Annotated in this window: 20 protein-coding genes; 15 read left to right on the top strand and 5 right to left on the bottom strand. The window is 73.7% G+C overall.

The features are described from left to right. The first annotated feature begins 9 nt into the window (after positions 1-9). The 11 genes from OG946_RS14790 to OG946_RS14740 all read left to right on the top strand — a co-directional run bounded on the left by OG946_RS14790 (position 10) and on the right by OG946_RS14740 (position 12256). The gene (locus OG946_RS14790) at positions 10-1440 is read left to right on the top strand and encodes an extracellular solute-binding protein (RefSeq protein WP_326796581.1); all 1431 of its coding nucleotides are present in this window, start codon (positions 10-12) and stop codon (positions 1438-1440) included. Further along, positions 1440-2342, top strand: a complete 903-nt coding sequence (locus OG946_RS14785) for a carbohydrate ABC transporter permease (RefSeq protein ID WP_326796580.1) — start codon at positions 1440-1442, stop codon at positions 2340-2342. The genes OG946_RS14790 and OG946_RS14785 overlap by 1 nt, the downstream gene beginning before the upstream one ends. After that, positions 2339-3163 carry a carbohydrate ABC transporter permease gene (locus OG946_RS14780; RefSeq protein WP_326796579.1) on the top strand — a complete coding sequence of 275 codons (825 nt, stop codon included), beginning with the start codon at positions 2339-2341 and terminating at the stop codon, positions 3161-3163. The genes OG946_RS14785 and OG946_RS14780 overlap by 4 nt, the downstream gene beginning before the upstream one ends. A gap of 11 nt (positions 3164-3174) precedes the next feature. Then, complete coding sequence (iolC, locus tag OG946_RS14775; RefSeq protein WP_326796578.1) at positions 3175-4164, top strand: 5-dehydro-2-deoxygluconokinase; 990 nt, start codon at positions 3175-3177, stop codon at positions 4162-4164. A gap of 187 nt (positions 4165-4351) precedes the next feature. Continuing rightward, positions 4352-5239 carry a Cgl0159 family (beta/alpha)8-fold protein gene (locus tag OG946_RS14770; protein ID WP_326796577.1) on the top strand — a complete coding sequence of 296 codons (888 nt, stop codon included), beginning with the start codon at positions 4352-4354 and terminating at the stop codon, positions 5237-5239. Further along, positions 5236-6132, top strand: coding sequence for a 5-deoxy-glucuronate isomerase (gene iolB, locus OG946_RS14765; RefSeq protein ID WP_326796576.1), 897 nt, complete (start codon positions 5236-5238; stop codon positions 6130-6132). Before OG946_RS14770 ends, iolB begins: the two co-directional genes overlap by 4 nt. Further along, positions 6129-8063 (top strand): 3D-(3,5/4)-trihydroxycyclohexane-1,2-dione acylhydrolase (decyclizing), encoded by a 1935-nt coding sequence (iolD, locus tag OG946_RS14760; protein WP_326796575.1) that lies wholly within the window; start codon positions 6129-6131, stop codon positions 8061-8063. The genes iolB and iolD overlap by 4 nt, the downstream gene beginning before the upstream one ends. 46 nt (positions 8064-8109) lie before the next feature. Beyond that, the gene (locus OG946_RS14755; RefSeq protein ID WP_326796574.1) at positions 8110-9612 is read left to right on the top strand and encodes a CoA-acylating methylmalonate-semialdehyde dehydrogenase; all 1503 of its coding nucleotides are present in this window, start codon (positions 8110-8112) and stop codon (positions 9610-9612) included. A gap of 85 nt (positions 9613-9697) precedes the next feature. Next, positions 9698-10651: a TIM barrel protein gene (locus tag OG946_RS14750; protein ID WP_326796573.1), complete on the top strand. Its 954-nt coding sequence runs from the start codon at positions 9698-9700 to the stop codon at positions 10649-10651. 39 nt (positions 10652-10690) lie between these two features. Then, positions 10691-11707: a Gfo/Idh/MocA family protein gene (locus tag OG946_RS14745; protein WP_326796572.1), complete on the top strand. Its 1017-nt coding sequence runs from the start codon at positions 10691-10693 to the stop codon at positions 11705-11707. Positions 11708-11869: 162 nt separating this feature from the next. Beyond that, positions 11870-12256: a hypothetical protein gene (locus OG946_RS14740; RefSeq protein ID WP_326796571.1), complete on the top strand. Its 387-nt coding sequence runs from the start codon at positions 11870-11872 to the stop codon at positions 12254-12256. A 61-nt stretch (positions 12257-12317) separates the two neighbouring features. Here the strand turns inward: OG946_RS14740 and OG946_RS14735 are convergent, their stop codons facing one another. The 5 genes from OG946_RS14735 to OG946_RS14715 all read right to left on the bottom strand — a co-directional run bounded on the left by OG946_RS14735 (position 12318) and on the right by OG946_RS14715 (position 19359). Then, a complete protein-coding gene (locus OG946_RS14735; protein ID WP_326796570.1) occupies positions 12318-13964 on the bottom strand; it encodes a DNA repair helicase XPB in 1647 nt (548 codons plus the stop codon). Positions 13965-14136: 172 nt separating this feature from the next. Beyond that, entirely contained in the window at positions 14137-14613 is a 477-nt protein-coding gene (locus OG946_RS14730) for an iron chaperone (protein ID WP_326796569.1), read from the bottom strand. Between the two features lie 137 nt (positions 14614-14750). After that, on the bottom strand, positions 14751-15569 hold the full coding sequence (locus tag OG946_RS14725; RefSeq protein ID WP_326800254.1) for a MerR family transcriptional regulator: 819 nt from the start codon (positions 15567-15569) through the stop codon (positions 14751-14753). 72 nt (positions 15570-15641) lie between these two features. Then, positions 15642-18320, bottom strand: coding sequence for a helicase-associated domain-containing protein (locus OG946_RS14720; RefSeq protein WP_326796568.1), 2679 nt, complete (start codon positions 18318-18320; stop codon positions 15642-15644). 103 nt (positions 18321-18423) lie between these two features. Next, positions 18424-19359: a DUF3027 domain-containing protein gene (locus OG946_RS14715; RefSeq protein WP_326796567.1), complete on the bottom strand. Its 936-nt coding sequence runs from the start codon at positions 19357-19359 to the stop codon at positions 18424-18426. Between the two features lie 242 nt (positions 19360-19601). Here OG946_RS14715 and OG946_RS14710 point away from each other — a divergent pair, with 242 nt between their 5' ends. From OG946_RS14710 to OG946_RS14695, 4 genes are all read left to right on the top strand, one after another. Then, the gene (locus OG946_RS14710) at positions 19602-21029 is read left to right on the top strand and encodes an MFS transporter (RefSeq protein ID WP_442814363.1); all 1428 of its coding nucleotides are present in this window, start codon (positions 19602-19604) and stop codon (positions 21027-21029) included. A 26-nt stretch (positions 21030-21055) separates the two neighbouring features. Then, positions 21056-21580 carry a hypothetical protein gene (locus OG946_RS14705; RefSeq protein WP_326796565.1) on the top strand — a complete coding sequence of 175 codons (525 nt, stop codon included), beginning with the start codon at positions 21056-21058 and terminating at the stop codon, positions 21578-21580. Positions 21581-21703: 123 nt separating this feature from the next. Continuing rightward, entirely contained in the window at positions 21704-22471 is a 768-nt protein-coding gene (locus tag OG946_RS14700; protein ID WP_326796564.1) for a futalosine hydrolase, read from the top strand. After that, positions 22468-23340 (top strand): 1,4-dihydroxy-6-naphthoate synthase, encoded by an 873-nt coding sequence (locus OG946_RS14695; protein ID WP_326796563.1) that lies wholly within the window; start codon positions 22468-22470, stop codon positions 23338-23340. The genes OG946_RS14700 and OG946_RS14695 overlap by 4 nt, the downstream gene beginning before the upstream one ends. The last annotated feature ends 13 nt before the right edge of the window (positions 23341-23353 follow it).

The raw sequence follows: 23353 nt of genomic DNA, 5'->3' as shown, positions 1-23353 counted from the left end.
GGAGTTCTGATGGGATTGCGCAACAAGGGCGGCGGTAGAAAGCGGACCAAGGCACTCGTGCCCGCCGCGCTCGCCGCGGGACTTGCCGTGATAGCCGCCGGCTGCGTGCCCGGCACCGACGGCTCCGGCGCCGTCGATGGCGGGGGCGCCGGCGGCGCGGGCGGCGTACCGGACCCGTCGAAGGCGGGGAACGTGACGCTGACCGTATGGGACCAGGAGGTCCGCGGCGGCACCAACGCCGAGCTCGAACAGCTCAACAAGGAGTTCGAGGAGAAGTACCCGAACGTCAAGATCAAGCGGGTCTCCCGGAGCTTCGACGACCTCAAGACGACGCTGAAGCTCGCCCTGTCCGGCAACAAGCCGCCCGACATCGTCCAGGCCAACCAGGGCTACCCCGACATGGTCGCCTTCGTGCAGGCCGGGCTGCTCATGCCGCTCGACAACTACGCGGGCGTCTACGACTGGAACACGCGCTATCCCAACACCCTGCTGAACCTCAACCGGGTCTCCGCCGACGGCAAGCAGTTCGGCACCGGCAGGCTCTACGGCATCTCCCAGACCGGCGAGTTCATCGGCGTCTACTACAACAAGGAGAAGCTGGCCGACGCGGGCATCGAGCCGCCGAAGACCTGGAAGGAGTTCACGGACAGCCTCGCCACCCTCAAGGACAAGGGCGAACTGCCCATCCAGTTCGGCAACCTCGACCAGTGGCCCGCCATCCACAACTTCGGCGTGCTCCAGGACCAGCACGGCGCCGCCGAGGCGCGCGACACCGTCCTCGGCCGCGGTGACGGCTTCGACAACGCGTACACGAAGGACGCCGCCGCCGAACTCGCCGACTGGATCGACAAGGGCTATCTGCCCAAGGACGCCAACGGCCGCGGCTACGACGACTCCTACAAGCAGTTCGCCGGCGGCGACGGCGGATACCTGATCGCCGGCACCTGGCTGCAGGCCGACCTGAAGAAGCCCATGGGCGACAACCTCGGCGTCATGGCGCCGCCGCCCGCCAGCGAGGGCGGCAACCCGACCACCACCGGCGGCCAGGGCCTGTCGTGGTCCGTCACCTCCAAGTCCGCGCACCCCGACGTCGCCGCCGCGTACCTCGACTTCATCACCGACGAGCACGCCGCCGACGTCATGACGGAGAACGGCGTGCTGCCGGCCGTACCCGGCAAGGCCGCCGACGAAGTCGACCCCGACAGCCCCGACGGCCAGATGATCGCGGCCTGGAAGCGGCTGAACGCCGACGACGGCCTCGTCCCGTACCTGGACTACTCGACGCCGACGTTCTACGACACCGTCTCCGCCGGACTCCAGGACCTCATCGCCGGCAAGACCTCGCCCGACGGCTTCGCGAAGAAGCTCCAGGACGACTACGGGCCGTTCATGGAGAAGCAGCGCGGCGACGGCGCCGGCTCCGAGCCTGCGGGGTCGTGATGAAGTCCCTCACCGCCGGCTACGGCCGCCGCGCGCCGGGCGAACCACGTGCGGTCGGATACCTGTACGTCCTGCCCGCGCTCGTCGTCTACGCGCTGTTCCTGCTCGTCCCCTTCGGGCAGTCCGTGTGGCTGTCGTTCCTGCACTGGGACGGCCTCACCCGGGCCACCTCCGCCGGGTTCTCCAACTACTCCGACATATTCACCGACCCGTCCCTGCGCGCCCCCTTCGGGCACGCACTCGTACTGCTGATCTTCTACTCCGCGCTCCCCGTCTGTATCGGCCTGCTGCTCGCGGCCGCCATGTCCCGAATACGCATACGGGGCATGACGTTCTTCCGCACCGTGCTGTTCCTGCCGCAGGTGCTGGCGATGGTCGTCGTCGGCGTCGCGTGGCAGTCCATACTCGCGCCCGACGGGCTCCTCAACGACGTCCTGCGCGCCGTGGGCCTGGACTCCCTGGCCCGGCCCTGGCTCGGCGACTACGACTGGGCGCTGCCCGCCGTCGGCATCGTCGGCACCTGGGTCATGACCGGTCTGTGTCTCGTCCTCTTCCTGGCCGGTGCCCAGCGCATCCCCAAGGAGCTGTACGAGGCCGCACGGCTGGACGGCGCGGGCGCGTTCCGCGAGTTCTTCGCCGTCACGCTGCCCGCGCTGCGCGCCGAGATAGCCGTCGCGCTGACCCTGACGATCGTCGCCGGACTGCGTAACTTCGACCTCATCTACGTCATGACGAGCGGCGGGCCCGGCGAGGCCACCTCCGTACCGGCGTACGAGGTCTACCACCGCGCCTTCGAGCTGAACCAGGTCGGTTCCGCCGCCGCCGTGGGCGTCGCGCTCACCGTGCTGATCTTCACCCTGACCGTCACGGTCTCCCGGCTCGTCGAAGGGCGGCGCTCATGAGCACCAAGATCGAACGCACCTTCACGTACGGCATCCTGTCGATCTTCGCCGTCATCTCCCTGACGCCCGTCATCGGCATCCTGTCGACCGCGTTCGGCGAGAAGGGCTCGCTCAACACCGGGTTCTCGCTGCCCGAAGGCGGCCTGAGCTGGAGCAACTTCTCCGACGCCTGGAGCCAGGGCCACTTCGGCACCTACCTCGGGAACTCGATCCTGGTGGCCGTGGTCGTGGTCACCGTCGCGACCGTGCTGTCGATCCTGGCCGCGTACGCCTTCGGCGTGATGCGCTTCCCCGGCTCCAACGTCCTCTTCTACGTGTTCGTCATCGGCCTCACGCTGCCGCAGGAAGCGCTGGTCGTACCGCTCTACTTCGACCTGCGGCACTACGAGATCACCGACACGTACTGGGCGCTGATCCTGCCGCAGACCGCGCAGTCCCTCGCGTTCGGCGTGTTCTGGATGCGGACCTACTTCCGCAACAGCGCACAATCCGTCATGGAAGCAGCCCGCGTCGACGGTGCGAACAGCTTCACCACGCTGTGGCGGATCCTCGTCCCCATGGGGCGGCCGGCGATCACCACCATGATCGTCATCACCTTCATGTGGACCTGGAACGAGTTCCTCATGGCCCTGGTCATGATCAGCGAAGAAGGACTGCGCACCGTACCGCTGGGACTGGCCTTCTTCCAGGGACAGCAGACCTCCGACACCTCGCTGCTCGCCGCCGCGGCCGTGCTCATCGCACTGCCCGTCGTGGTCGTCTACATAGCGCTGCAGCGGCGGTTCATCGAGGGAATGCTCACCGGAGCAGTGAAGGAGTAAGAGAGTTGGGAGTGGCAGTGCCGAAGCCGAAGCCGTACGACGTGGTGACCATGGGGCGCGTCGGAGTGGACATCTATCCACTCCAGACCGGCGTCAGCCTCGCGGAGGTCAGCACCTTCGGCAAATACCTCGGCGGAAGCGCCACCAACGTCGCCGTCGCCGCCGCCCGCTACGGGCACGGCGCGGCGGTGATCACGAAGACGGGCGCCGACCCCTTCGGCACCTTCATCCGCGACGCGCTGCGCGGATACGGGGTCGGCACCGACTTCGTCGGCACCTCACCGGCACTGCCCACACCCGTCACGTTCTGCGAGATCTTCCCGCCGGACGACTTCCCGCTCTACTTCTACCGCTACCCCAAGGCACCCGACCTGGACCTGACGGCCGGCGAACTGGACATGGACGCCGTACGCGCCGCCCGGGTGTTCTGGATGACCGGCACCGGACTCAGCGAGGAACCCTCCAGGACCGCGACGCTCGCGGCGCTCGAAGCCCGGAGCCGCGCGGCACACACCGTCTTCGACCTCGACTGGCGTCCCATGTTCTGGCCCGAGGGCGCGGGCGCGTCCGCCGACGGGCCCGCCCGCGCGCTGTACCGGCAGGCGCTGGCCCACGCCACGGTCGCCGTCGGCAACCTGGAGGAGTGCGCGGTCGCGACGGGGGAGCGGGAACCGCGCGCCGCCGCGCGGGCCCTGCTGGCGACAGGCGTCGAACTCGCCGTCGTCAAACAGGGCCCCCGTGGCGTCCTCGCCGTCCACCGCGACGGCGCGGAAGCAGAAGTGCCCCCCGTGCCCGTCGACGTCGTCAACGGCCTCGGCGCCGGCGACGCCTTCGGCGGCGCCCTCATCCACGGCATGCTGGAAGGCTGGCAACTGGACCGCACCATCGCCTTCGCCAACGCCGCCGGAGCCCACGTGGCGGGCGAACTCGCGTGCTCCGACGCGATGCCCACGGCGGCACAGGTGGAGGCCAGGCTGCGCGCGGCGGAGACCCGGGCGTGACCCCACCCCCACGCCCGCCACGCCCCGCACCTCCCCCACGCACCCGCCCAAGGGTAGGCCGCCCCAGTGACAGCACGCGCACGCAGCGTACGCGGCGTTCGCGGTCGAGCAGTGCGACGATCGAAGTCCGCACCGCAGCCACGACCGCACCCACCCGCGTACGCGCCCACTCCCCGGAGACCCAGGCATGACCGTTGACAAGACCGGCGACCTCACCGCCACCCGCGTCCACAACCCCGAGGCCATCGCCGCCGCGGCAGCCGCCCGCCGCCCCGCGGCCTCGCCCCTCGGCGACGGCGACCCCGGCCGGGCCATGATCATCGCCGCCGACCACCCCGCCCGCGGCGCCAACGCCGTCGGCGGCGACGCCCACGCCATGGCCGACCGCGGACTCCTCCTCGAACGGCTCTGCCTCGCCCTCGAACGCCCCGGCGTCACCGGCGTCCTCGCCACCGCCGACATCCTCGAAGACCTCCTCCTCCTCGGCGTCCTCGACGGCAAATCCGTCTTCGGCTCCATGAACCGCGGCGGCCTCGCCGGCTCCGCCTTCGAGATAGACGACCGCTTCACCGGCTACGACGCGGAAACCATCGACGCCATGGGCTTCGACGGCGGCAAGATGCTCACCCGCATCGCCCTCGACGACCCCGCCACCGCCGCCACCCTCGAATCCAGCGCCCGCGCCGTCGACGCCCTCGCCGACCGGCGCCTCATCGCCATGGTCGAGCCCTTCCTGTCCCGCTGGCAGGACGGTCGCGTACGCAACGACCTCACCCCTGACGCCGTCGTCAAGTCCGTCTCCATCGCCTCCGGGCTCGGCCGGCGCAGCGCGTACACCTGGCTGAAGCTGCCCGTCGTCCCCGACATGGAGCGCGTCGTCGCCGCCACCACCCTGCCCGTGCTCCTCCTCGGCGGCGACGCCGGCGGAGCCGACAGCCAGCGCGCCGTCTTCGACGCCTGGCGCGGCGCACTGCGGCTGCCCGGCGTGCAAGGGCTCGTCGTGGGCCGCTCGCTGCTCTACCCCGCCGACGGCGACGTCAGCGGGGCCGTCGACCGGGCGGTGAGCCTGCTGTGAACGGCACCAACGGCACCAACGAGACGCTGTACGTACCCGGCGGCGGCGCCGCCTCCGGCCCGTACCGCACCGACATCACCCCCGGGACCGCCGGCTGGGGCTACTCCGGCCTGCGCATCCTCGAACTCGCCCCCGGCCAGAGCCACACCCTCGCCACCGGCGACGCCGAACACCTCGTGCTCCCCCTGGCAGGCGGCTGCACCGTCGAAGCCGACGGCCGGCGCCTCGACCTCACCGGCCGCCCCGGGGTCTTCGGCGAACCCACCGACTTCGCCTACGTCCCCCGCGACACCGACGTCCGCATCACCAGCACCGGAGGCGGCCGCTTCGCGCTCCCCTCCGCCCGCTGCGAACGGCGTCTGCCCGTACGGTACGGTCCCGCCGCCGGCGTACCCGTCGAACTCCGCGGCGCCGGCACCTGCAGCCGCCAGGTCCACAACTACTGCCTCCCCCAGACCTTCGACGCCGACCGGCTCCTCGTCTGCGAAGTACTCACCCCCGGCGGCAACTGGTCCTCCTACCCGCCGCACAAGCACGACGAGGCACGCCCCGGCGAGGAGAGCGAGCTGGAGGAGATCTACTACTTCGAGGTCGCCGAAGGCCCCGGCGGCGGCCCCGGCATGGCGTACCAGCGGGTCTACGGCACCGCCGACCGGCCGCTGGACGTACTCGCCGAGGTACGCACCGGCGACACCGTGCTCATCCCGCACGGCTGGCACGGCCCCTCCATGGCCGTACCCGGCTACGACCTGTACTACCTGAACGTCATGGCCGGCCCCGGCGCCGAACGGGCCTGGCTCATCTGCGACGACCCGGCACACGGCTGGATCCGCAGCACCTGGGACGACCAGGACACCGACCCGAGGCTGCCGTTCGGAGGAGGGACGCGATGAGCGACGCGACGAGCGACGTGACGAGCGACGTGACGAGCACCAAGGACGGCGGGACCGTCAGGCTCACCACCGCCCAGGCGCTGGTGCGCTTCCTGGCCGGCCAGTACAGCGAACGCGACGGCGTCGAACACCGCCTCATCCCCGGCATGTGGGGCATCTTCGGCCACGGCAACGTCGCCGGCGTCGGCCAGGCGCTGCTCCAGGCGGCCCGTACCGGCGAAGCGGACCTCCCGTACCACCTGGCCCGCAACGAGCAGGCCATGGTCCACTCCGCCACCGCCTACGCCAAGATGGCGGGCCGCCTCCAGACCTACGCCTGCACCTCCTCCATCGGCCCCGGCGCCACCAACATGGTCACCGGCGCCGCCCTCGCCACCACCAACCGCCTGCCGGTCCTCCTCCTCCCCGGCGACGTCTTCGCCACCCGCGCCGCCGACCCGGTGCTCCAGCAACTCGAAGACCCCCGCAACGGCGACGTGACCGTCAACGACGCACTCCGCCCCGTCTCCGCCTACTTCGACCGCGTCGACCGCCCCGAGCAGCTCATCCCCGCCGCGCTCGCCGCGATGCGGGTGCTCACCGACCCCGCGGAGACCGGCGCCGTCACCCTCGCGCTGCCGCAGGACGTCCAGGCCGAGGCGTACGACTGGCCCGTGGCGTTCCTGCGCCGCCGCGTCTGGCACGTGCCCCGTCCCGCACCCGAACCCGCCGCGCTGGCCCGCGCCGTCGCGCTGCTCCGCGGCGCCCGCCGGCCGCTGCTCGTCGCCGGCGGCGGCGCGGTGTACTCCGAGGCGTGGGAGGAACTGCGGGCCTTCGCGCTACGCACCGGCATCCCCGTCGCCGACACCCACGCCGGCAAGGGCGCCGTGCCCTGGGACCACCCCTGCGCCGTCGGCGCGCTCGGCTCCACCGGCACCGCCGCCGCCAACGCGCTGGCCGCCGAGGCCGACGTGGTCCTCGGCGTCGGCACCCGCTACAGCGACTTCACCACCGCCAGCCGCACCGTCTTCGCCCGTCCCGACGTGGCGTTCGTCAACCTCAACGTCGCCCGCCTCGACGCCGTCAAGCACGCCGCAGAGCCGCTGGTCGCGGACGCCCGCGCGGGCCTCGAAGCGCTCGACGCCGAACTCGCCGACTGGCAGGCCGACGACGCCCACCGGGCGCGCGTACGCGAACTCGCCGACGCCTGGCGCCGCACCACCGACGCCGTCTACCACCCCGAGCGCGGCCACGGCCCGCCGCCCGCGCAGACCGAGATCCTCGGCGCCGTCAACGACCTGGCCGGCGACAGCGACGTCGTCATCAACGCCGCCGGCTCCATGCCCGGCGACCTCCAGGCCCTCTGGCGGGCCCGGGACCCGAAGGCGTACCACGTCGAATACGCCTACTCCACCATGGGCTACGAGATCGCCGCGGGACTCGGCGTGAAGCTCGCCGCCCCCGACCGCGAGGTCGTCGTCCTCGTCGGCGACGGCTCGTACCTGATGCTCTCCCAGGAGATCGTCACGGCGGTCTCCGAGGGGCTGAAGCTGATCGTCGTCCTCGTCGACAACGGCGGCTTCGCGTCCATCGGCGCGCTGTCGGAGTCGCTGGGCTCGCAGCGCTTCGGCACCCGGTACGCGGGGCGCAACCCCGACACCGGCGAACTGGACGGCGGCCCGCTGCCGGTGGACCTGGCGGCGAACGCGGCGAGCCTGGGCGCGGACGTGCTGCGGGCGACGACGGTGGCGGAGTTCCGGGACGCCTTCGTCCGGGCCAAGGAGGCGGAGCGCACCACGGTGGTGCACGTCGTCACCGACCTGACCGGGCCCAACCCGCCGAGTTCCGCGTGGTGGGACGTGCCGGTCAGCGAGGTCTCCGAGCTGGAGTCCACGCGCAAGGCGTACGAGGAGTACCGCGACGGCAAGCGCGCCCAACGCCCGTACCTCTGACAGCCCAGCAACCCCGTACTTCCCCGGCAAGTTAAGCGAGACCCTCATGCACACGATCGAGCACTGGATCGCCGGCGGCGCCACCGCCGCCACCTCCACCCGCACCGCCCCCGTCTACGACCCCGCCACAGGACGCGAGCAGGCCCGCGTCCTGCTCGCCGAGACCGCCGACGTCGACGCCGCCGTCAGCGCCGCCGCCAAGGCGTACGACACCTGGCGCGACAGCTCGCTGTCCCAGCGGATGCGCGTCATGTTCGCCTTCCGCGAGCTGCTGGTCCGGCACGAGGACGAGCTGGCCCGCGTCATCTCCGCCCAGCACGGCAAGATCGTCTCCGATGCCCGCGGCGAGATCGTCCGCGGCCGGGAGGTCGTCGAGTACGCCTGCGGCATAGCCGACGCCCTCAAGGGCGGCTACTCCGACCAGTACTCGCGCGGCGTCGACGTCCTCTCCTTCCGCGAGCCGCTGGGGGTCTGCGCGGGCATCACCCCGTTCAACTTCCCCGCGATGGTGCCCCTGTGGATGCACCCCATCGCCCTCGCGACCGGCAACACCTTCGTGCTCAAGCCCAGCGAGCGCGACCCGTCCGCCTCCAACCTGATCGCCCAGCTCTACGCGGACGCCGGGCTGCCCGACGGCGTCTTCAACGTCGTCCACGGCGACAAGACCGCCGTCGACGCACTGCTCGACCACCCCGGCGTCTCCGCCGTCTCCTTCGTCGGCTCCACGCCCGTCGCCACGTACGTGCACGAGCGCGGCACCGCCGCGGGCAAGCGCGTCCAGGCGCTCGGCGGCGCCAAGAACCACGCCGTCGTGCTGCCGGACGCGGACCTGGAGTACGCCTCCGACCAGCTCGTCGCCGCCGCCTACGGCTCCGCGGGCGAGCGCTGCATGGCGATCTCCGTCGCCGTCGCGGTCGGGGACGCGGCGGAGCCGCTGGTCGAGGTGCTGGAGCGGAAGGCACGCGCGGTGCGCGTCGGCCCCGGCGACGACCCGGCCAGCGAGATGGGCCCGCTCGTCACCCGCGCCGCGCAGGAGCGCGTCAGCGGGGCCGTCGCCTCGGCGGCGGCGCAGGGCGCGACGGTCGTGGTCGACGGCCGGGACCTGAAGGTCGCCGGGCACGAGGAGGGGTTCTTCACAGGACCGACGCTGCTGGACCACGTCAGCGCGGCGATGGACGCGTACCGTACGGAGATCTTCGGCCCGGTGCTCGCGGTGATCCGCGTCGCCACCCTGGACGAGGCGATCGCGCTCATCAACGCCAATCCGTACGGCAACGGCACCGCGCTCTTCACCGGCGACGGCGGCGCGGCCCGGCGCTTCCAGCGCGGGGTGCACGTCGGGATGGTCGGGATCAACGTGCCGGTGCCGGTGCCGATGGCCGCGTACTCCTTCGGCGGCTGGAAGGACTCGCTCATCGGCGACAGCCCCTTGCACGGCCCGGAGGGCGTGCGCTTCTACACCCGCCCGAAGGTCGTCACGACCCGCTGGCCGGCAGGAGGCAACCCGGCGGCCCGCGGCGCGGCGTTCGCCTTCCCGACCGCCAACTGACCCGCCCCGCCCGCACCCCCGCCCCCCGCACCCCCGCACCCCGTACCCCCGTCACGAGCCCCGACCACCGAGAGGCCGCACCCTCATGACCGACGCACCCGGCGCCCCGCGCCCCGCCGCGGGACCCGCCGCCGGCAATCTGTGCCTGGGCTCCGCCCCCTGCTCCTGGGGGGTGTGGTTCCCCGAGGAGGAGCACCAGGTCCCGTACACCCGCTTCCTCGACGAGCTGGCCGAGACCGGCTACAAGTGGCTGGAGCTGGGCCCGTACGGCTATCTGCCCACCGATCCGCAGCGCCTCGCCGGCGAACTCGCCGAGCGCGGCCTCCAGGTCTCCGGCGGCACGATCTTCGGCGCCCTGCACCGCCCCGCCGAGTGGGACGAGACGCTGGCCAACGTCCGTCGCGTCGCCGAGCTGACCGCCGCCACCGGCGCGCACCACCTCGTGCTCATCCCGCCGCTGTACCGCGACGAGAAGACCGGCGACTTCACCGAGCCGCCGGAGCTGACGGCCGCGCAGTGGACGGCGCTCGGCAAGGCCGCCGACGATCTGGGCAAGATCCTCCTGGACGACTACGACGTCCGTCTCGTCGTCCACCCGCACGCCGACAGCCACATCCAGACGCAGCCGGAGATCGAGCGCTTCCTGAACGCCACCGACTCCCGCTACGCCAACCTCTGCCTGGACACCGGCCACGTCGCGTACGGCGGCGGCGACAACCTCGATCTCATCCGCCGGTACGCCGAGCGCATCGGCTACGTCCACATCAAGCAGATGGACCCGGTGATCATCGAGCAGGTCCGGGCCGAGAACCTGTCGTTCAGCGAGGCGGTCAGCCGCGGCGTGGCCGTCGAGCCGCCCGCGGGCGTGCCGGACCCGGGGGACATCGTGGCGGCGCTGTCCGGCCTGGACGCGGAGCTGTTCGTGGTGGTGGAGCAGGACCTGTGGCCGTGCGAGCCGGAGGTGCCGCTGCCGATCGCGGTCCGAACCCGCGACTACCTGGCGGGCGTCGGCCTGAGCGGCACGCGCCGCCCCCGCTGAAGCGGCCCGCTGAGAACCAGTACTGAGGAGCAAGAAGTCATGACCGTACGCATCGGAGTCGTCGGCACCGGCGCCATCGGCCGCGAGCACATCGAGCGCGTCAGCCGCGTCATCAGCGGTGCCCGCGTCAGCGCCGTCGCCGACATCGACGCGGCGCTGGCGGAGAAGGCCGCGGCGGAGGCGGGCGGGGCGCGGGTCGCCGACGCCGCCGATATCGCGGGGTCGCTGATCGCCGCGGACGACGTGGACGCGGTGCTGGTGTCGTCCTGGCACGCCGCGCACGCCGAGCACGTGCTGGCCGCGATCGCCGCGGGCAAGCCGGTGCTCTGCGAGAAGCCGCTGGCGACGACGGCGGAGGACGCGCTGCGCGTGCTGGCCGCGGAGGAGGCGTTCGGGCGGCGGCTGGTGCAGGTCGGCTTCATGCGCCGCTACGACCCGGGCTACCGGGAGCTGAAGCGCGTCATCGCCGACGGCGGCATCGGCCGGCCGCTGATGATGCACTGCGCGCACCGCAACCGGTCGGCGCCCGAGCGGTACACGACCGAGATGGCGGCGCAGGACACGGGCGTGCACGAGATCGACGCGGCCCGCTGGCTGCTGGACGACGAGATCGTGTCGGCGCAGGTCATCCTGCCGCGTGCCACGGAGCGCCGCTTCCCGCACCTGCGGGACCCGCAGTTCATGCTCTTCGAGACGGCCGGCGGGGTCCGTATCGACCTGGAGGTCTTCGTCAACTGCCAGTACGGGTACGACATCCAGTGCGAGACGGTCGGCGAGACGGGTCTGATCCGGCTGCCCGACCCGGCGCGCGCGGAGGTGCGTGCGGCGGCGCGGGTGGGCACGGAGATCGACCAGGAGTGGGGCGGCCGCTTCGCGGAGGCGTTCGACGTGGAGGTGCAGGCGTGGGTCGACTCGGTGGCCGCGGGTGCGGCCACGGGCCCGAGCGCCTGGGACGGTTACGCCGCCACGGCGGTCGCGGCGGCGACGGTCGAGGCGCAGCGGACGGGCGCGGTGGTGGACGTGGACCTCGTGGAGCGCCCGGCGTTCTACGCCTGACGGGTACGCCCGCCCGGTCTTCCGGGCCGGGGCACCGCCCCCGGCCCGCCGCGCTTCCCGCGGCCCCGGCCCCCACCGCGGGGGGAGGGGCCGGGCCGCGGGAACCCCGTCTCCGTTCGGCACGTCTCCTTGGGGCAGCAGGTATGTCCAAAGGGGGTACGGATGTCACTGGGGGAGCCGCCGCTGCTGAGCCGCCCGCCGTGGGTGGGCGTGACGACGACGCTGGGGCAGATGGCGTACGCGCTGGGGGCGTTACCGGCGGCGTTGATGGCGTTGATGATCCCGCTGTTCCGCGGCGAGCGGGAGTACTGCGGGCCGCCGGACCACACGGGCCCGTGCGACCGCATCCAGGAGATGAGCGCCGGCTCGGCCGCGGGGCTGGGCCTGGGGGTGCTGACGCTGCTGGTGGCGGGCGCGGTCGCGCAGTCGGTGGGGCGGCGGCTGGCGGAGACGGGCCGGGAGCGGCGGGGGGTGGCGCTGGTGCTGGGGATGCTGGCGGTGCCGGCGGTGACGTACGCGATGCTGGCGTACGGGTACACGACGGCGTGAGGCGGCGGCGTACGCGGTGACTCTCAGCCGCTTACGGCGAGAGGGCGGTTGATGCCCGCCGTCAGGCGTCGTCGCCGGCGAGGACGTCGTCCGCGTCCACGATCCGGTACGCGTACCCCTGCTCGGCGAGGAACCGCTGCCGGTGTGCGGCGAAGTCCTGGTCGATGGTGTCGCGGGCGACGAGCGAGTAGAACCGCGCCTCGTGCCCGTCCTCCTTGGGCCGCAGCACGCGGCCGAGCCGCTGCGCCTCCTCCTGCCGGGAGCCGAAGGTGCCGGAGACCTGGATGGCGACCGTCGCCTCCGGGAGGTCGACGGAGAAGTTCGCGACCTTCGACACCACGAGGACGCTTATCTCGCCGCTGCGGAAGGCGTCGAAGAGCTTCTCCCGGCGGGCGTTGGTGGTCTCGCCCTTGATGACGGGGGCGTCGAGGTGCTCGCCCAGCTCGTCGAGCTGGTCGATGTACTGGCCGATGACGAGCGTCTGTTCGCCCGCGTGCTTGGCGACGAGCGCTTCGGCGATCTTGCGTTTGGTGTCGGTCGTGGCGCAGAAGCGGTACTTCTCCTCGGCTTCCGCGGTGGCGTAGGCGAGCCGTTCGGCGTCGGTGAGGTTCACCCGCACCTCGACGCAGTCGGCGGGCGCGATGTAGCCCTGCGCCTCGATCTCCTTCCACGGGGCGTCGAAGCGCTTGGGCCCGATGAGCGAGAAGACGTCGGACTCGCGGCCGTCCTCCCGTACGAGAGTGGCGGTCAGCCCGAGCCGGCGGCGGGCCTGGAGGTCGGCGGTGAACTTGAAGACGGGCGCGGGCAGCAGGTGCACCTCGTCGTAGACGATGAGGCCCCAGTCGCGGGAGTCGAACAGCTCCAGGTGCGGGTAGACGCCTTTGCGGCGGGTGGTCAGCACCTGGTACGTGGCGATGGTGACCGGCCGGATCTCCTTGCGGGCGCCGCTGTATTCGCCGATCTCGTGCTCGCTGAGCGACGTGCGGCGCAGCAGCTCGCTCTTCCACTGCCGGGCGGCGACGGTGTTCGTGACGAGGATCAGCGTGGTCGCCTTCGCCTCGGCCATGGCCCCGGCGCCGACGAGGGTCTTGCCGGCCCCGCAGGGCAGCACGACGACGCCGGAGCCGCCGTGCCAGAAGCCTTCGACGGCCTGTTTCTGGTACGGGCGCAGCCCCCAGCCGTCCTCGACCAGCGCGATGGGGTGGGCTTCCCCGTCCACGTACCCGGCGAGGTCCTCGGCGGGCCAGCCGAGCTTCAGCAGCGCCTGCTTGATCTGCCCGCGCTCGGAGGGGTGGACGGCGACCGTGTCGTCGTCGAGCCGGGCGCCGACGAGGGGCTGGATCCGCTTGGACCGCAGGATCTCCTCCAGCACCGGCCGGTCGGTGGTGGAGAGCACGAGGCCGTGGGCGGGGTCCTTGGTGAGGGTCAGCCGCCCGTAGCGCGCCATGGTCTCGGCGACGTCGACGAGGAGCGCGTGCGGCACGGGGTAGCGGGAGTAGGTGACGAGGGCGTCGACGACCTGCTCGGCGTCGTGTCCCGCGGCGCGTGCGTTCCACAGGCCGAGGGGGGTGACGCGGTAGGTGTGGATGTGCTCGGGGGCGCGCTCCAGCTCGGCGAAGGGCGCGATGGCGCGCCGGCACTCCTCCGCCAGCTCGTGGTCCACTTCCAGCAGGAGCGTCTTGTCCGACTGCACGATCAGGCAGGACATGCGGACCTCCTCCCACTGCTGCCGCTGCTGCCGCGCCCGGTTCGGGGACCCCCGGGGGCCCGGGGGATACGCGGGAAACAGGGAATTCTACCTCGCGGCGGCGACAGCGTGCGGCGCGCCGGCGGCCGGGTGGTACGGGCCCGGGCCGCCGGACGGCCGGAGAGGCGGGGCTTCAGCTCATGGCCTTCTTCACCAGTTCGGTGACCGTCTTCTCGTGGGCGGGCGTCAGGTCGGTGAGGGCGAATGCGGTGGGCCACATGGTGCCGTCGTCGAGGTGCGCGGCGTCGTTGAAGCCGAGGGTGAGGTAGCGCGAGCCGAACTTGTCCGCGGCCTGCACGAAGCAGACGATCTTTCCGCCCTTGCCGTTCTTGGCGCCGGCGGCGTACGCGGGCATCCCGTACCACAGCCGCGGCGACAGCTCGGGCGCCGCTTCGGTGATGAGGGTGTGCAGCCTCCCGGCGATGGTCCGGTCGGACTCGGGCATCTCGGCGATCTTCTCCAGCAGCTCGGCCACCGGGTCGGCTTTCGGGCCGCCGCGCTTGGTCTTCCTGATCTCCTTCGCGCGGTCCTTCATGGCCGCGATCTCCGCCTCGGTGAAGCCCTCGTAGGACTCGCCGCCGGCCGTGGCCGCCTTCTTCTCGTCCGCCATAGCAGTACCTTTCCGGGGTCTGACCTGGTCCGGATCTCAGCCTACGGAGAATCGGCGGTGACGACTTCCCCATGACTGACCACTCGGACGACCGCCGGGTGCGGGGCGTAGGCCACCGGCACCCGGGCGGGCGGGTGTCAGGCGGGGGTGACCGGTTCCTGGAGTTCGGTGACCCAGTCGGCGTGGGACTCGTGGACTTCGAGGTACAGCTCGCGGGGGTAGCCCGTGGAGCGGTAGCCGTTCTCGTCGATCCAGGCGGCGAGGGCCTGGACGGTCGGCAGCACGGCGTCCATGTCGCCGCGGTGGACGACGGTGGCCGCGGTGTCGAGCGGCGGGAGGCCGGTGACCGTGAAGTCGTACGCCGGTGAAGGCTCGACGCCGACCTGGAGCCCCGCGTGGACGGTGATGGTGCCGTCGGGGGCGTCTTCGTACCAGGCGATGCCGGGGCCGGTGGGCGTGACGCCCGCGGCGTCCAGGCGGCGGCACAGCTCGTCGTAGAGCGGCTGGATCACCGGGCCGATGTCGGCGGGCTCGAAGCTCGCGGCGCTGCCGCTCAGCTCGGCGACCCGGACGGCGGGGACGGACTTCAGGACGACGTCGGTGGCGGACATGCGGCCCTCGCTCTCGATCGTACGGAGCCGCGCCTCCACCCCGGCGAGCCGCCGACCGGCCTCCGCGGCGGCGGTCTCCAGCTCCGCGCGGCGCAGCCGCAGCATGCCGCGCAGTTCCTCGGCGGTCAGCTTCTCGTCCAGTATCGAACCGATCTGGCCGAGGCTGAAGCCGAGGTCCCTGAGCGCGACGATGCGGTTGAGGCGGCTGAGCTGGGCGGCGTCGTAGCTGCGGTAGCCGCTGTGCGGGTCGACGCGGGCGGGGCGCAGCAGGCCGAGGGCGTCGTAGTGGCGCAGCATGCGGACCGAGACGCGGCCGTGGCGGGCGAACTCTCCGATGGTGAACATGACGTACTCCAGTGGAGGGGCTGACACGGTGTGAGGGTCAAGGGCCCATCCGGGTGCTGCCGGCGCGGTGCTTCAGGTGGGGTCGTCGGCGAGTTCGGCGGCGCCGGTGATGCGGTGGAGAGGGTAGGTGCGCACCTCGTCGGCGGTGTGGTCGTACGCGGTGACGTAGCCGCCTTCGACGCGGACGGGGGCGATGACGCGCTGGCTGGCGGCGCCGTCGGCGTTGACGTAGCCGATCCAGACGGCGGCGTTCCCGAGGACGGCGGCCTGGAGGACGGCGAGGGTCTCGGCGGAGGGGGTGCGGGGGAGGCCGCCGGGGGCTTGCGGGGTGCTCGGGGCGCGCGGGGTTTCCTGGGCCCGGGGGTCTTGCGGGGTCTGGGGGGTGCGGAGGGGGGCGGTGGCGGCGCGGTCTCCGGCCCGTACGGCGCGGACGGCCGCCGTGAGGAGGGCGGTGTCCGGGGCCGGCGGGCCGTCGGGTACGGGCGCGGGCGGCGTACGGGGCGGGGTGCGGTGCGCGGCGGCGCGGGCGACGAGGACGGCGCCGTCGGGCGACTCGGCGGCGGGCGCGTAGCCCATCGCGCGAAGCCGGGCCAGCAGCACGTCGGGCGGGGTGGGGGAGACGAGGACGGTGGGCGCGAGGTGGCGCAGCCGCAGTTCCGCGGAGCGCCGGTCGGCGACGATCTCGGCGAGGAGCGCGTCGTCGTCGCAGCGCAGATACGCGCCGGCGGCGCCGATCCGCAGTCGGCCGTGCTTGCGGGCGACGTCGTCGATGAGGTAGCTGAGCGGCTGCGGCACGGGGGTGCGGGAGTGGGCGGTGAGGAAGTCGTGCAGCTCGGCGGCGGACCGCCCGGCGTCGAGCGCGCGGCGTACGGAGCTTTGTGTGAAGCGGTAGACGGTGGCGCCGCCCTTGGACTCGACCTCGGCGAGCACGCCGAGCACGGCGGCGAGTTCGCGCTTGAGGGGGCCGGGGGCGATGGCGGTGAGGTCGGCCTGCAGCAGCACGTGGTCGACGGGCGGGGGGAGGTGCGGCGCGAGCGCGCCGGCGGCCCGGAGTGCGGCGGCGCGGGCTTCGGCGGGGGTGGCGGGAGCGGGGTGCTCCGGGGCGTCGGTGCCGGTGGCGGGGGGTGGAGCGGGGTGGTTGTCGGAGGGGCGGCCTACCCTTGGGCGGGTGCGCGGGAGAAGTGGGGTTGCGGCGTCGGCGGTGTCCGCCTCCGGTGTGGCCGGCGGTGGGCCCTCGTCCGCCTCCGGTGGGGCCTCCGGTGGGCCTGCGGTCTCCTCCGGGGGGCTCAGCAGGGCGCGTCCGTGGGTGGCCAGGGCGCCGCGGCCCGTGACGCCCAGGAGTTCCGCCTCCTCCAGCGTCCAGCGGGCCAGCCGCGTGCGCAGGTCCTCCTCCTCGCCCTCCGCCGCGGGTCCGCCGCGCGGGGGGCGTTCCCAGCGGAGGCGGTCCACCACCGAGTCCGGCGTCGCCGCCGTGCCCTCCGGCAGCCCCGCGAGCAGCCCCAGCGCCGCGCGGCGCACCTCCGGTGCCGCGCCGCGGTCCAGGCCCTCGCCCAGTGCCGACAGCGCCCGGCCCTTGCCGTCCCGGCCGCCGACCAGCCCCGGTGTCCGCGTCGCCGCCAGCCACGCCGCCGCCAGCTCCGCCCACCGCTCGGCCGCCGGCAGCGCCAGCCACTCGTCGTACGCGGGCGTCGGCGCGTACCGCTCGTCGGTCTCGCCGTCCGAGGCCAGCAGCCCGGCCCCGTAGGCCAGTTCCACCCAGAACGCCGCCTGCGGCTCCGCGACGTCCAGCGCGGTCGCCGTCCGCTTCAGGTCCCGTACGGCCAGGCCGCCCGCCCGCAGCACCGGCGGGCTCGCCGTCGCCCACTGGCCGAGCAGTTCCTCGACCGTCTCGACCGCCACCGCCGCCTGCCCGGCGGCCGTCGCGTCGACGACCCGCATCCCGTACGTCCCGGCCGCCACCGGCTCCGGCGGCACCGCCGCGACGCTGCGGTGCGCCCGCCCGTCGCGCAGGTGCAGCGCCACCTCGCGCGGCAGCAGCACGCTGCCCGGCGCGGTCGGAAGCAGCAGCCCGCGGTCCAGCAGCCACCGCACATGTGCCGGCGGCTGCGCCGACACCGTCCCGTACGGCGGGCCCCACGTCAGCCGCCCCAGCACCGTCACGGCCTCCGGAGGTGCCTCGTCCAGCAGGTCCGCCATCCGCTTGGGGTCGGAGAAGAGCGCGGTCAGCGACTCCGCGGCCGAGACGGGGTCATGTGTTGCCGGCAGCCCCGCGTTCGCCAGTACTTGCTGCAGTCGCCCCGGCGACATCCCCGTCGCCACCTCTGCGGCGGCGGGCCCCAGGCCGGTGGCCGACCCGGACGCCTGCGGCGTCAGCAGCTCCCGCGCCGTACGCACCAGCCGCAGCCGCCGTTCGTCCCCCCACACCAGCGCCTGCGCCCGCAGCTCGGCGACGGCGCGCGGCAGCGCGGCCACGGTGTCGGGCTCGTCGCCCATCAGCCCGGCCAGCACGTCGTACGGGCACGGGTCGGGCGCGATCGCGAGCGCCTGGGCCGTCTGCTGCGTGAACCGGTCGAGCCGTTCCAGCGCGCGGACGACGGAGGCGCGGGTGCCGGCGCGGGTGGCGAGCTGGGTCAGGTCACCCGGTACGGGGGTGAGCAGATCGGGCCGGGCGCGGAGCAGCCCGGCCAGCGCGGTGTCCGGTCGGCCGCGGAGCTCCTCGGCGAGGGTCCGGGCGGGGTTGCCGGTCGTCATCCGCTCCACAGTAGTCCTCGCCGGACGCACGGCATCGGACGGAGCCGGGGTTGGCGGTGCTCGGCACCGCCTCCGGCGGGAGGCGGTGGCCGTACGGCGCGGGCTACGTCGGGTCCGCGCCCATCGTGTCCAGCACCGGCGGTGCCGGTTCGATCGGCTTCGGCATCACCGCCGCCTCCGAGTGGGCGCCGCAGCCGTACGCGAGGGAGACCACGTGACCGTCCGCCGGGGAGTACTCGTTCGCGCAGACGCCGAAGGCGCGGCGCAGCGAGCCCGCGATCGGCATGAGGAAGCCGCAGCTCACGCAGGACGCGGGCGCGGCCTGCGCCATCGGCGTCTTGGGGCCGTACTCGTCCTCCCAGCGGTCCGCGGCGCTGTGCAGCCCGTAGCGGGAGAGCACCCGGTGGCGGGTCATGCCCAGTTCGTCGGCGAGGGCGCCGATCTCCGCGCGCCGCGGTACGCCGCCGGGCGGCGCCGCCGCGGCGACCGGACGGGCCTCCACGCCCCCGGCACCCTCCGCGCCCTCCGTACCGGCCTCGCCGACGGCCTCCGCGGCCCCGGCCGGCGCGGCGGCCCCGGCGGACTCCGCCGGCTCCAGCTCCTCGTCGCCGACCGCGAGGCCCGGCTCCAGCCGCAGGTCCTCGTCCTCCGTCGGCAGCAGGTCGCCGGGGCCCAGGTCGCCGGGGCGCAGCCGCTCGTGCCACGGCACCCACTCCGGCGCCAGCAGCGCGTCCGGGCCTGGCAGCAGCACCGTTTCGTCAAGCGTGACCGTCCGCGCGCGGGACGCCCGCGCGACGGTCACCGCCCAGCGCCAGCCGCGGTAGCCGGGCAGCCGGCACTCGAAGAGGTGGGTCACCACACGCGTGTCGTCGGCGGTGACGCCGATGTGCTCGCCGATTTGCTCCGCGCCCGCGGCCTCCTCGGCCGCCGCACGGGCGAGGTCGACGGCGTCGGCGCACTGCTGGTCGGGGGTGACGCGGCTGCGCACCGCGGCACCGCGCACGGCGGTCGTCTTGGCGGGGCTGTTCGCAGGGCTCATCTGGCTCACAGTCTTTCGGTACGGACGGCCGGGCGGGCGCGGGAGCCGAGGGAGCGGACAGGGGGCCGCGTCAACGCTCGTATCCTCACGACACACAGAGGCGCGTCGTTCACCCTACCTGGCGCCGCGCCGGGACCGTACGCCCACCGGCCGCCACGGGCCCCCGCCGCGCCCCCGCCGCGTCCCTGCGCCCCCCCGCCCGCCTGCCCCGTGCCCCGTACGGACCACCCGCGGCACCTCGGATGACCGCATGCGCCCCCGCCGGGTTCTCGCCCTACGGTCCCGCATGCGGGCACTATGGCGAGGTGGTCGACGACCGGACGGCTCCCGCGGCCGGCCCGCTCCAGCAGGCGGGCCGGGCGGTCGGGCGTGCCGTGCGGCGGCCGGTGGTCGGCGCGGGCCGGCGGATCCGGCGGGCCACGGACGCGCAGGGCGCGGGGGAGTCGGGCCTCGGGCGGCTGATGGAGCTGCACATGGTCAACGCCGCCGGGGACATGATGATCACCATCGCGCTGGCGTCGACGGTGTTCTTCTCCGTGCCCACGGACGAGGCCCGCGGCCGGGTCGCGCTCTACCTGGCCATCACGATGGCGCCGTTCGCCGTGCTCGCCCCCGTCGTCGGCCCGCTGCTGGACCGCATCCCGCACGGCCGCCGCGCCGCGATGGCCGGCACGATGCTGGCGCGGCTGCTGCTGGCGCTGGTGCTGTCGGGGGCGGTGAAGACGGGCGACCTGAGCCTGTATCCGGCGGCCCTCGGGGTGCTGGTGTGCTCCAAGTCGTACGGGGTGGTGCGCTCGGCCGTCGTGCCGCGGCTGCTGCCGCGGCGCATCTCGCTGGTGAAGGCCAACAGCCGGGTGACGCTCGCCGGGCTGCTCGCCACCGGCATCGCCGCACCGGTCGGCGGGCTGCTGCACTTCATCGGCCCCGGTTTCCCGCTGTACGGGGCGATGGTCATCTTCGGCTTCGGCGTCTTCCTGGCGTTCCGGATGCCGCACGCGGTGGACTCGGCGCGCGGCGAGGGCAAGGCGCAGTTGGCGTCGGGCGAGGAGGGCCGGCTGCGGACGCCGCCGAAGCCGGGCCTGCGTTCCGTAGGACCCTCGGTGCTGTACGCGCTCCAGGCCAACTCCTCGCTGCGGGTGCTGTCCGGGCTGATGACGCTCTTCCTGGCGTTCCTGCTGCGCGACAACCCGCCCGGCGGGCTGCGGCCGGAGCTGACGCTCGGCATGGCGGCGGTCGCCGCCGGCACGGGCAACGCGCTGGGCTCGGTCATCGGCTCCTGGCTGCGCTCGCGCGGGCCGGAGAAGCTGATCGCCGTGCTGCTCACGCTCGCCCTGACGACGACGGTGCTGGCGGCGGTCTTCTACTCGCTGCCGCTGCTGATCTGCGTCGCGGCCATGGCGGGGTTCGCGCAGTCGCTGGCGAAGCTGTCGCTGGACGCGCTGATCCAGCGGGACGTACCGGAGTACGTGCGCACGTCGGCGTTCGCGCGCTCCGAGACGGTGATCCAGTTGTCGTGGGTCGTGGGCGGCGCGATCGGCATCCTGCTGCCGCTGAACGGGGTCGGCGGCATGGCCGCGGGCGCGGCCGTCATCGCCGTCGGGCTGGCCGCGACCGTACGAGGGCTGCTCACCGCGGCCCGGCACGGCACGCCGCACCCGCGCGTGGCCTGACCGGGGCCTGCAGGTAGCCTGCCCGCATGACCCAAGCGCCCGCCACCACCGTGTTCTCCCGTGCCCGCGGCCTCCGCAGCCGCCGCGGCGCGGCGGCGCTCGGTGCCGTCGTCCTCTCCGCCTTCGCCCTGTCCGCGTGCGAGAAGCCGACGCCGCTGGCGCAGATCACGGTGGACGACCGGACGGCGAGCGCGGAGGCGCAGTGCTACGACGACGGCAAGGACATCTCCAACGAGGAGCTGGAGACCTGCATCTCGGAGCGCGCGGAGAAGTCGATCACGGTGGACAGCGGCGACCGGGTCAGGATCGGCGTGGAGCCGGAGATCGCGGACAGCGGGTGGGTGCTGTTCGTGGACGGCCGGCTGGTGACGTCGCAGCCGAGCAAGCACACGTATGTGACGTACAGCGGGGACCAGTTCTTCAACGCGCAGTCGGAGCCGGGGCAGCCGCCGGTGCAGAGCGACAAGGCGAAGGTCGGGATCGTGGAGATCGACGACGAGGGCAACTACAAGGGCGCGTGGAGCTTCGACCTGAAGCGGAAGCAGTACTGAAGGACCGGTGGCGGTAATGCCCGCGGCGGCGCGGGGACGCCCGGCGGCGGGCGCGTCCTGTCGGCGGGGCGGCCTACCCTTGGGCGGGTGCGTGGGAATGGTGTGGTGCCGGGCGGAGATGCGGTGACCGGGGTCGGGCGCGGGTCCGGGGCGCGGGTGCTGGTGGTGGTCGCCGTCGCCGCCGAGGGCGAGGCCGTCGAGCGGGGCGGGCGCGGCTTCGACGTCGTGATCGGCGGCGTGGGTCCCGCTGCCGCCGCCGCGGGGGCCGCCACCGCGCTGGCCGCGGCGCCCGTTCCGTACGACCTCGTCATCGCCGCCGGGATCGGCGGCGGCTTCGCGGGCGTCGCGCCCGTGGGCGGGGTGGTCGTGGCGGACGAGATCGTGGCCGCGGACCTGGGCGCGGAGACGCCGGACGGGTTCGTGCCCGTCACCGAGCTGGGCTTCGGCGCCGTTGCGCACCGGCCGCCGCCGGCGGCGGCGCGGGCCGCGGCGGAGGCGGCCGGCGCGGTGCTGGGTACCGTGCTGACCGTGTCCACCGTCACCGGCTCCGCCGGGCGCACCGCGGAGCTGCGCCGCCGCCATCCGCGCGCCGCGGCCGAGGCGATGGAGGGCTTCGGCGTCGCCGAGGCCGCCGCCCGGCACGGCGTCCCGGTCCTGGAGATCCGCGCGGTGTCCAACGCCGTGGGCCCCCGCGACCGCGCCGCCTGGCGCATCCCGGACGCGCTGAACGCCCTCACGGCCGCCTTGGCGGCCCTCCCCGACTTCGACGAACTCCACGACTTCGCCGCCGTGCCCGACCTCGCGGCCCGGCCCGACCTCGCCGCGGGCGACGCACCGGCCGCCGACGTGGCCGCCGACCCCGCCCCACCCGGCGGAGAGGAGCCCCGATGACCTCGCCGAGCACCCCGAGCGACCAGCCGCTCCGGATCGCCTACTCCCCCTGCCCCAACGACACCTTCGTCTTCCACGCCTGGGCCCACGGCCTCGTCCCCGGCGCCCCGCCCCTCGACGTCACCTTCGCCGACATCCACCTCACCAACGGCATGGCCGAGCGCGGCGAGTTCGACGTCCTCAAGGTCTCCTACGCCGTCCTCCCCTACGTCCTCGACCGCTACGCCCTCCTGCCCTGCGGCGGCGCCCTCGGCCGGGCCTGCGGGCCCCTGGTGCTCACCGCCGGCGCGCAGCGCCCCGCCGACCTCGCCGGCCGCACCGTCGCCGTGCCCAGCGAGCGGTCGACGGCCTACCTGCTCTTCCGGCTCTGGGCCGCGGCCGAAGTGCCGGGCGGGGTCGGCGAGGTCGTCGTCATGCCGTTCCACGAGATCATGCCCGCCGTCCGCGACGGCAAGGTCGACGCCGGGCTCGTGATCCACGAGGCCCGCTTCACCTATCAGGGTTACGGCCTCCACCGCCTCGCCGACATGGGCGAGCACTGGGAGGCCATCACCGGCCTGCCCATCCCCCTCGGCGCCATCGTCGCCCGCCGCGCCCTCGGCGCGGAAACGCTGCACGCGCTCGCCGCCGCGGCCCGCACCTCGGTGCGGATGGCGTGGGACGACCCGGAGGCGTCGCGGGCGTACGTGAGGGAGCACGCGCAGGAGCTGGACCCCGCCGTGGCGGACCAGCACATCGGCCTGTACGTCAACGAGTTCACCGCCGACCTGGGCGAGGACGGCTACGCGGCCGTGCGCGGCCTGCTCACCCGGGCGGCGGCGGAGGGCCTGGTGCCGCCCGTCGCCCCGGACGCGCTGGCGTTCCCGTAGCAGCCGCTACGGG

It is taken from the genome of Streptomyces sp. NBC_01808 (assembly GCF_035917395.1).
Taxonomy (GTDB): domain Bacteria; phylum Actinomycetota; class Actinomycetes; order Streptomycetales; family Streptomycetaceae; genus Streptomyces.
The sequence above is the reverse complement of the archived record's forward strand: the minus strand, read 5'-3'. Positions and strand labels throughout refer to the sequence as shown.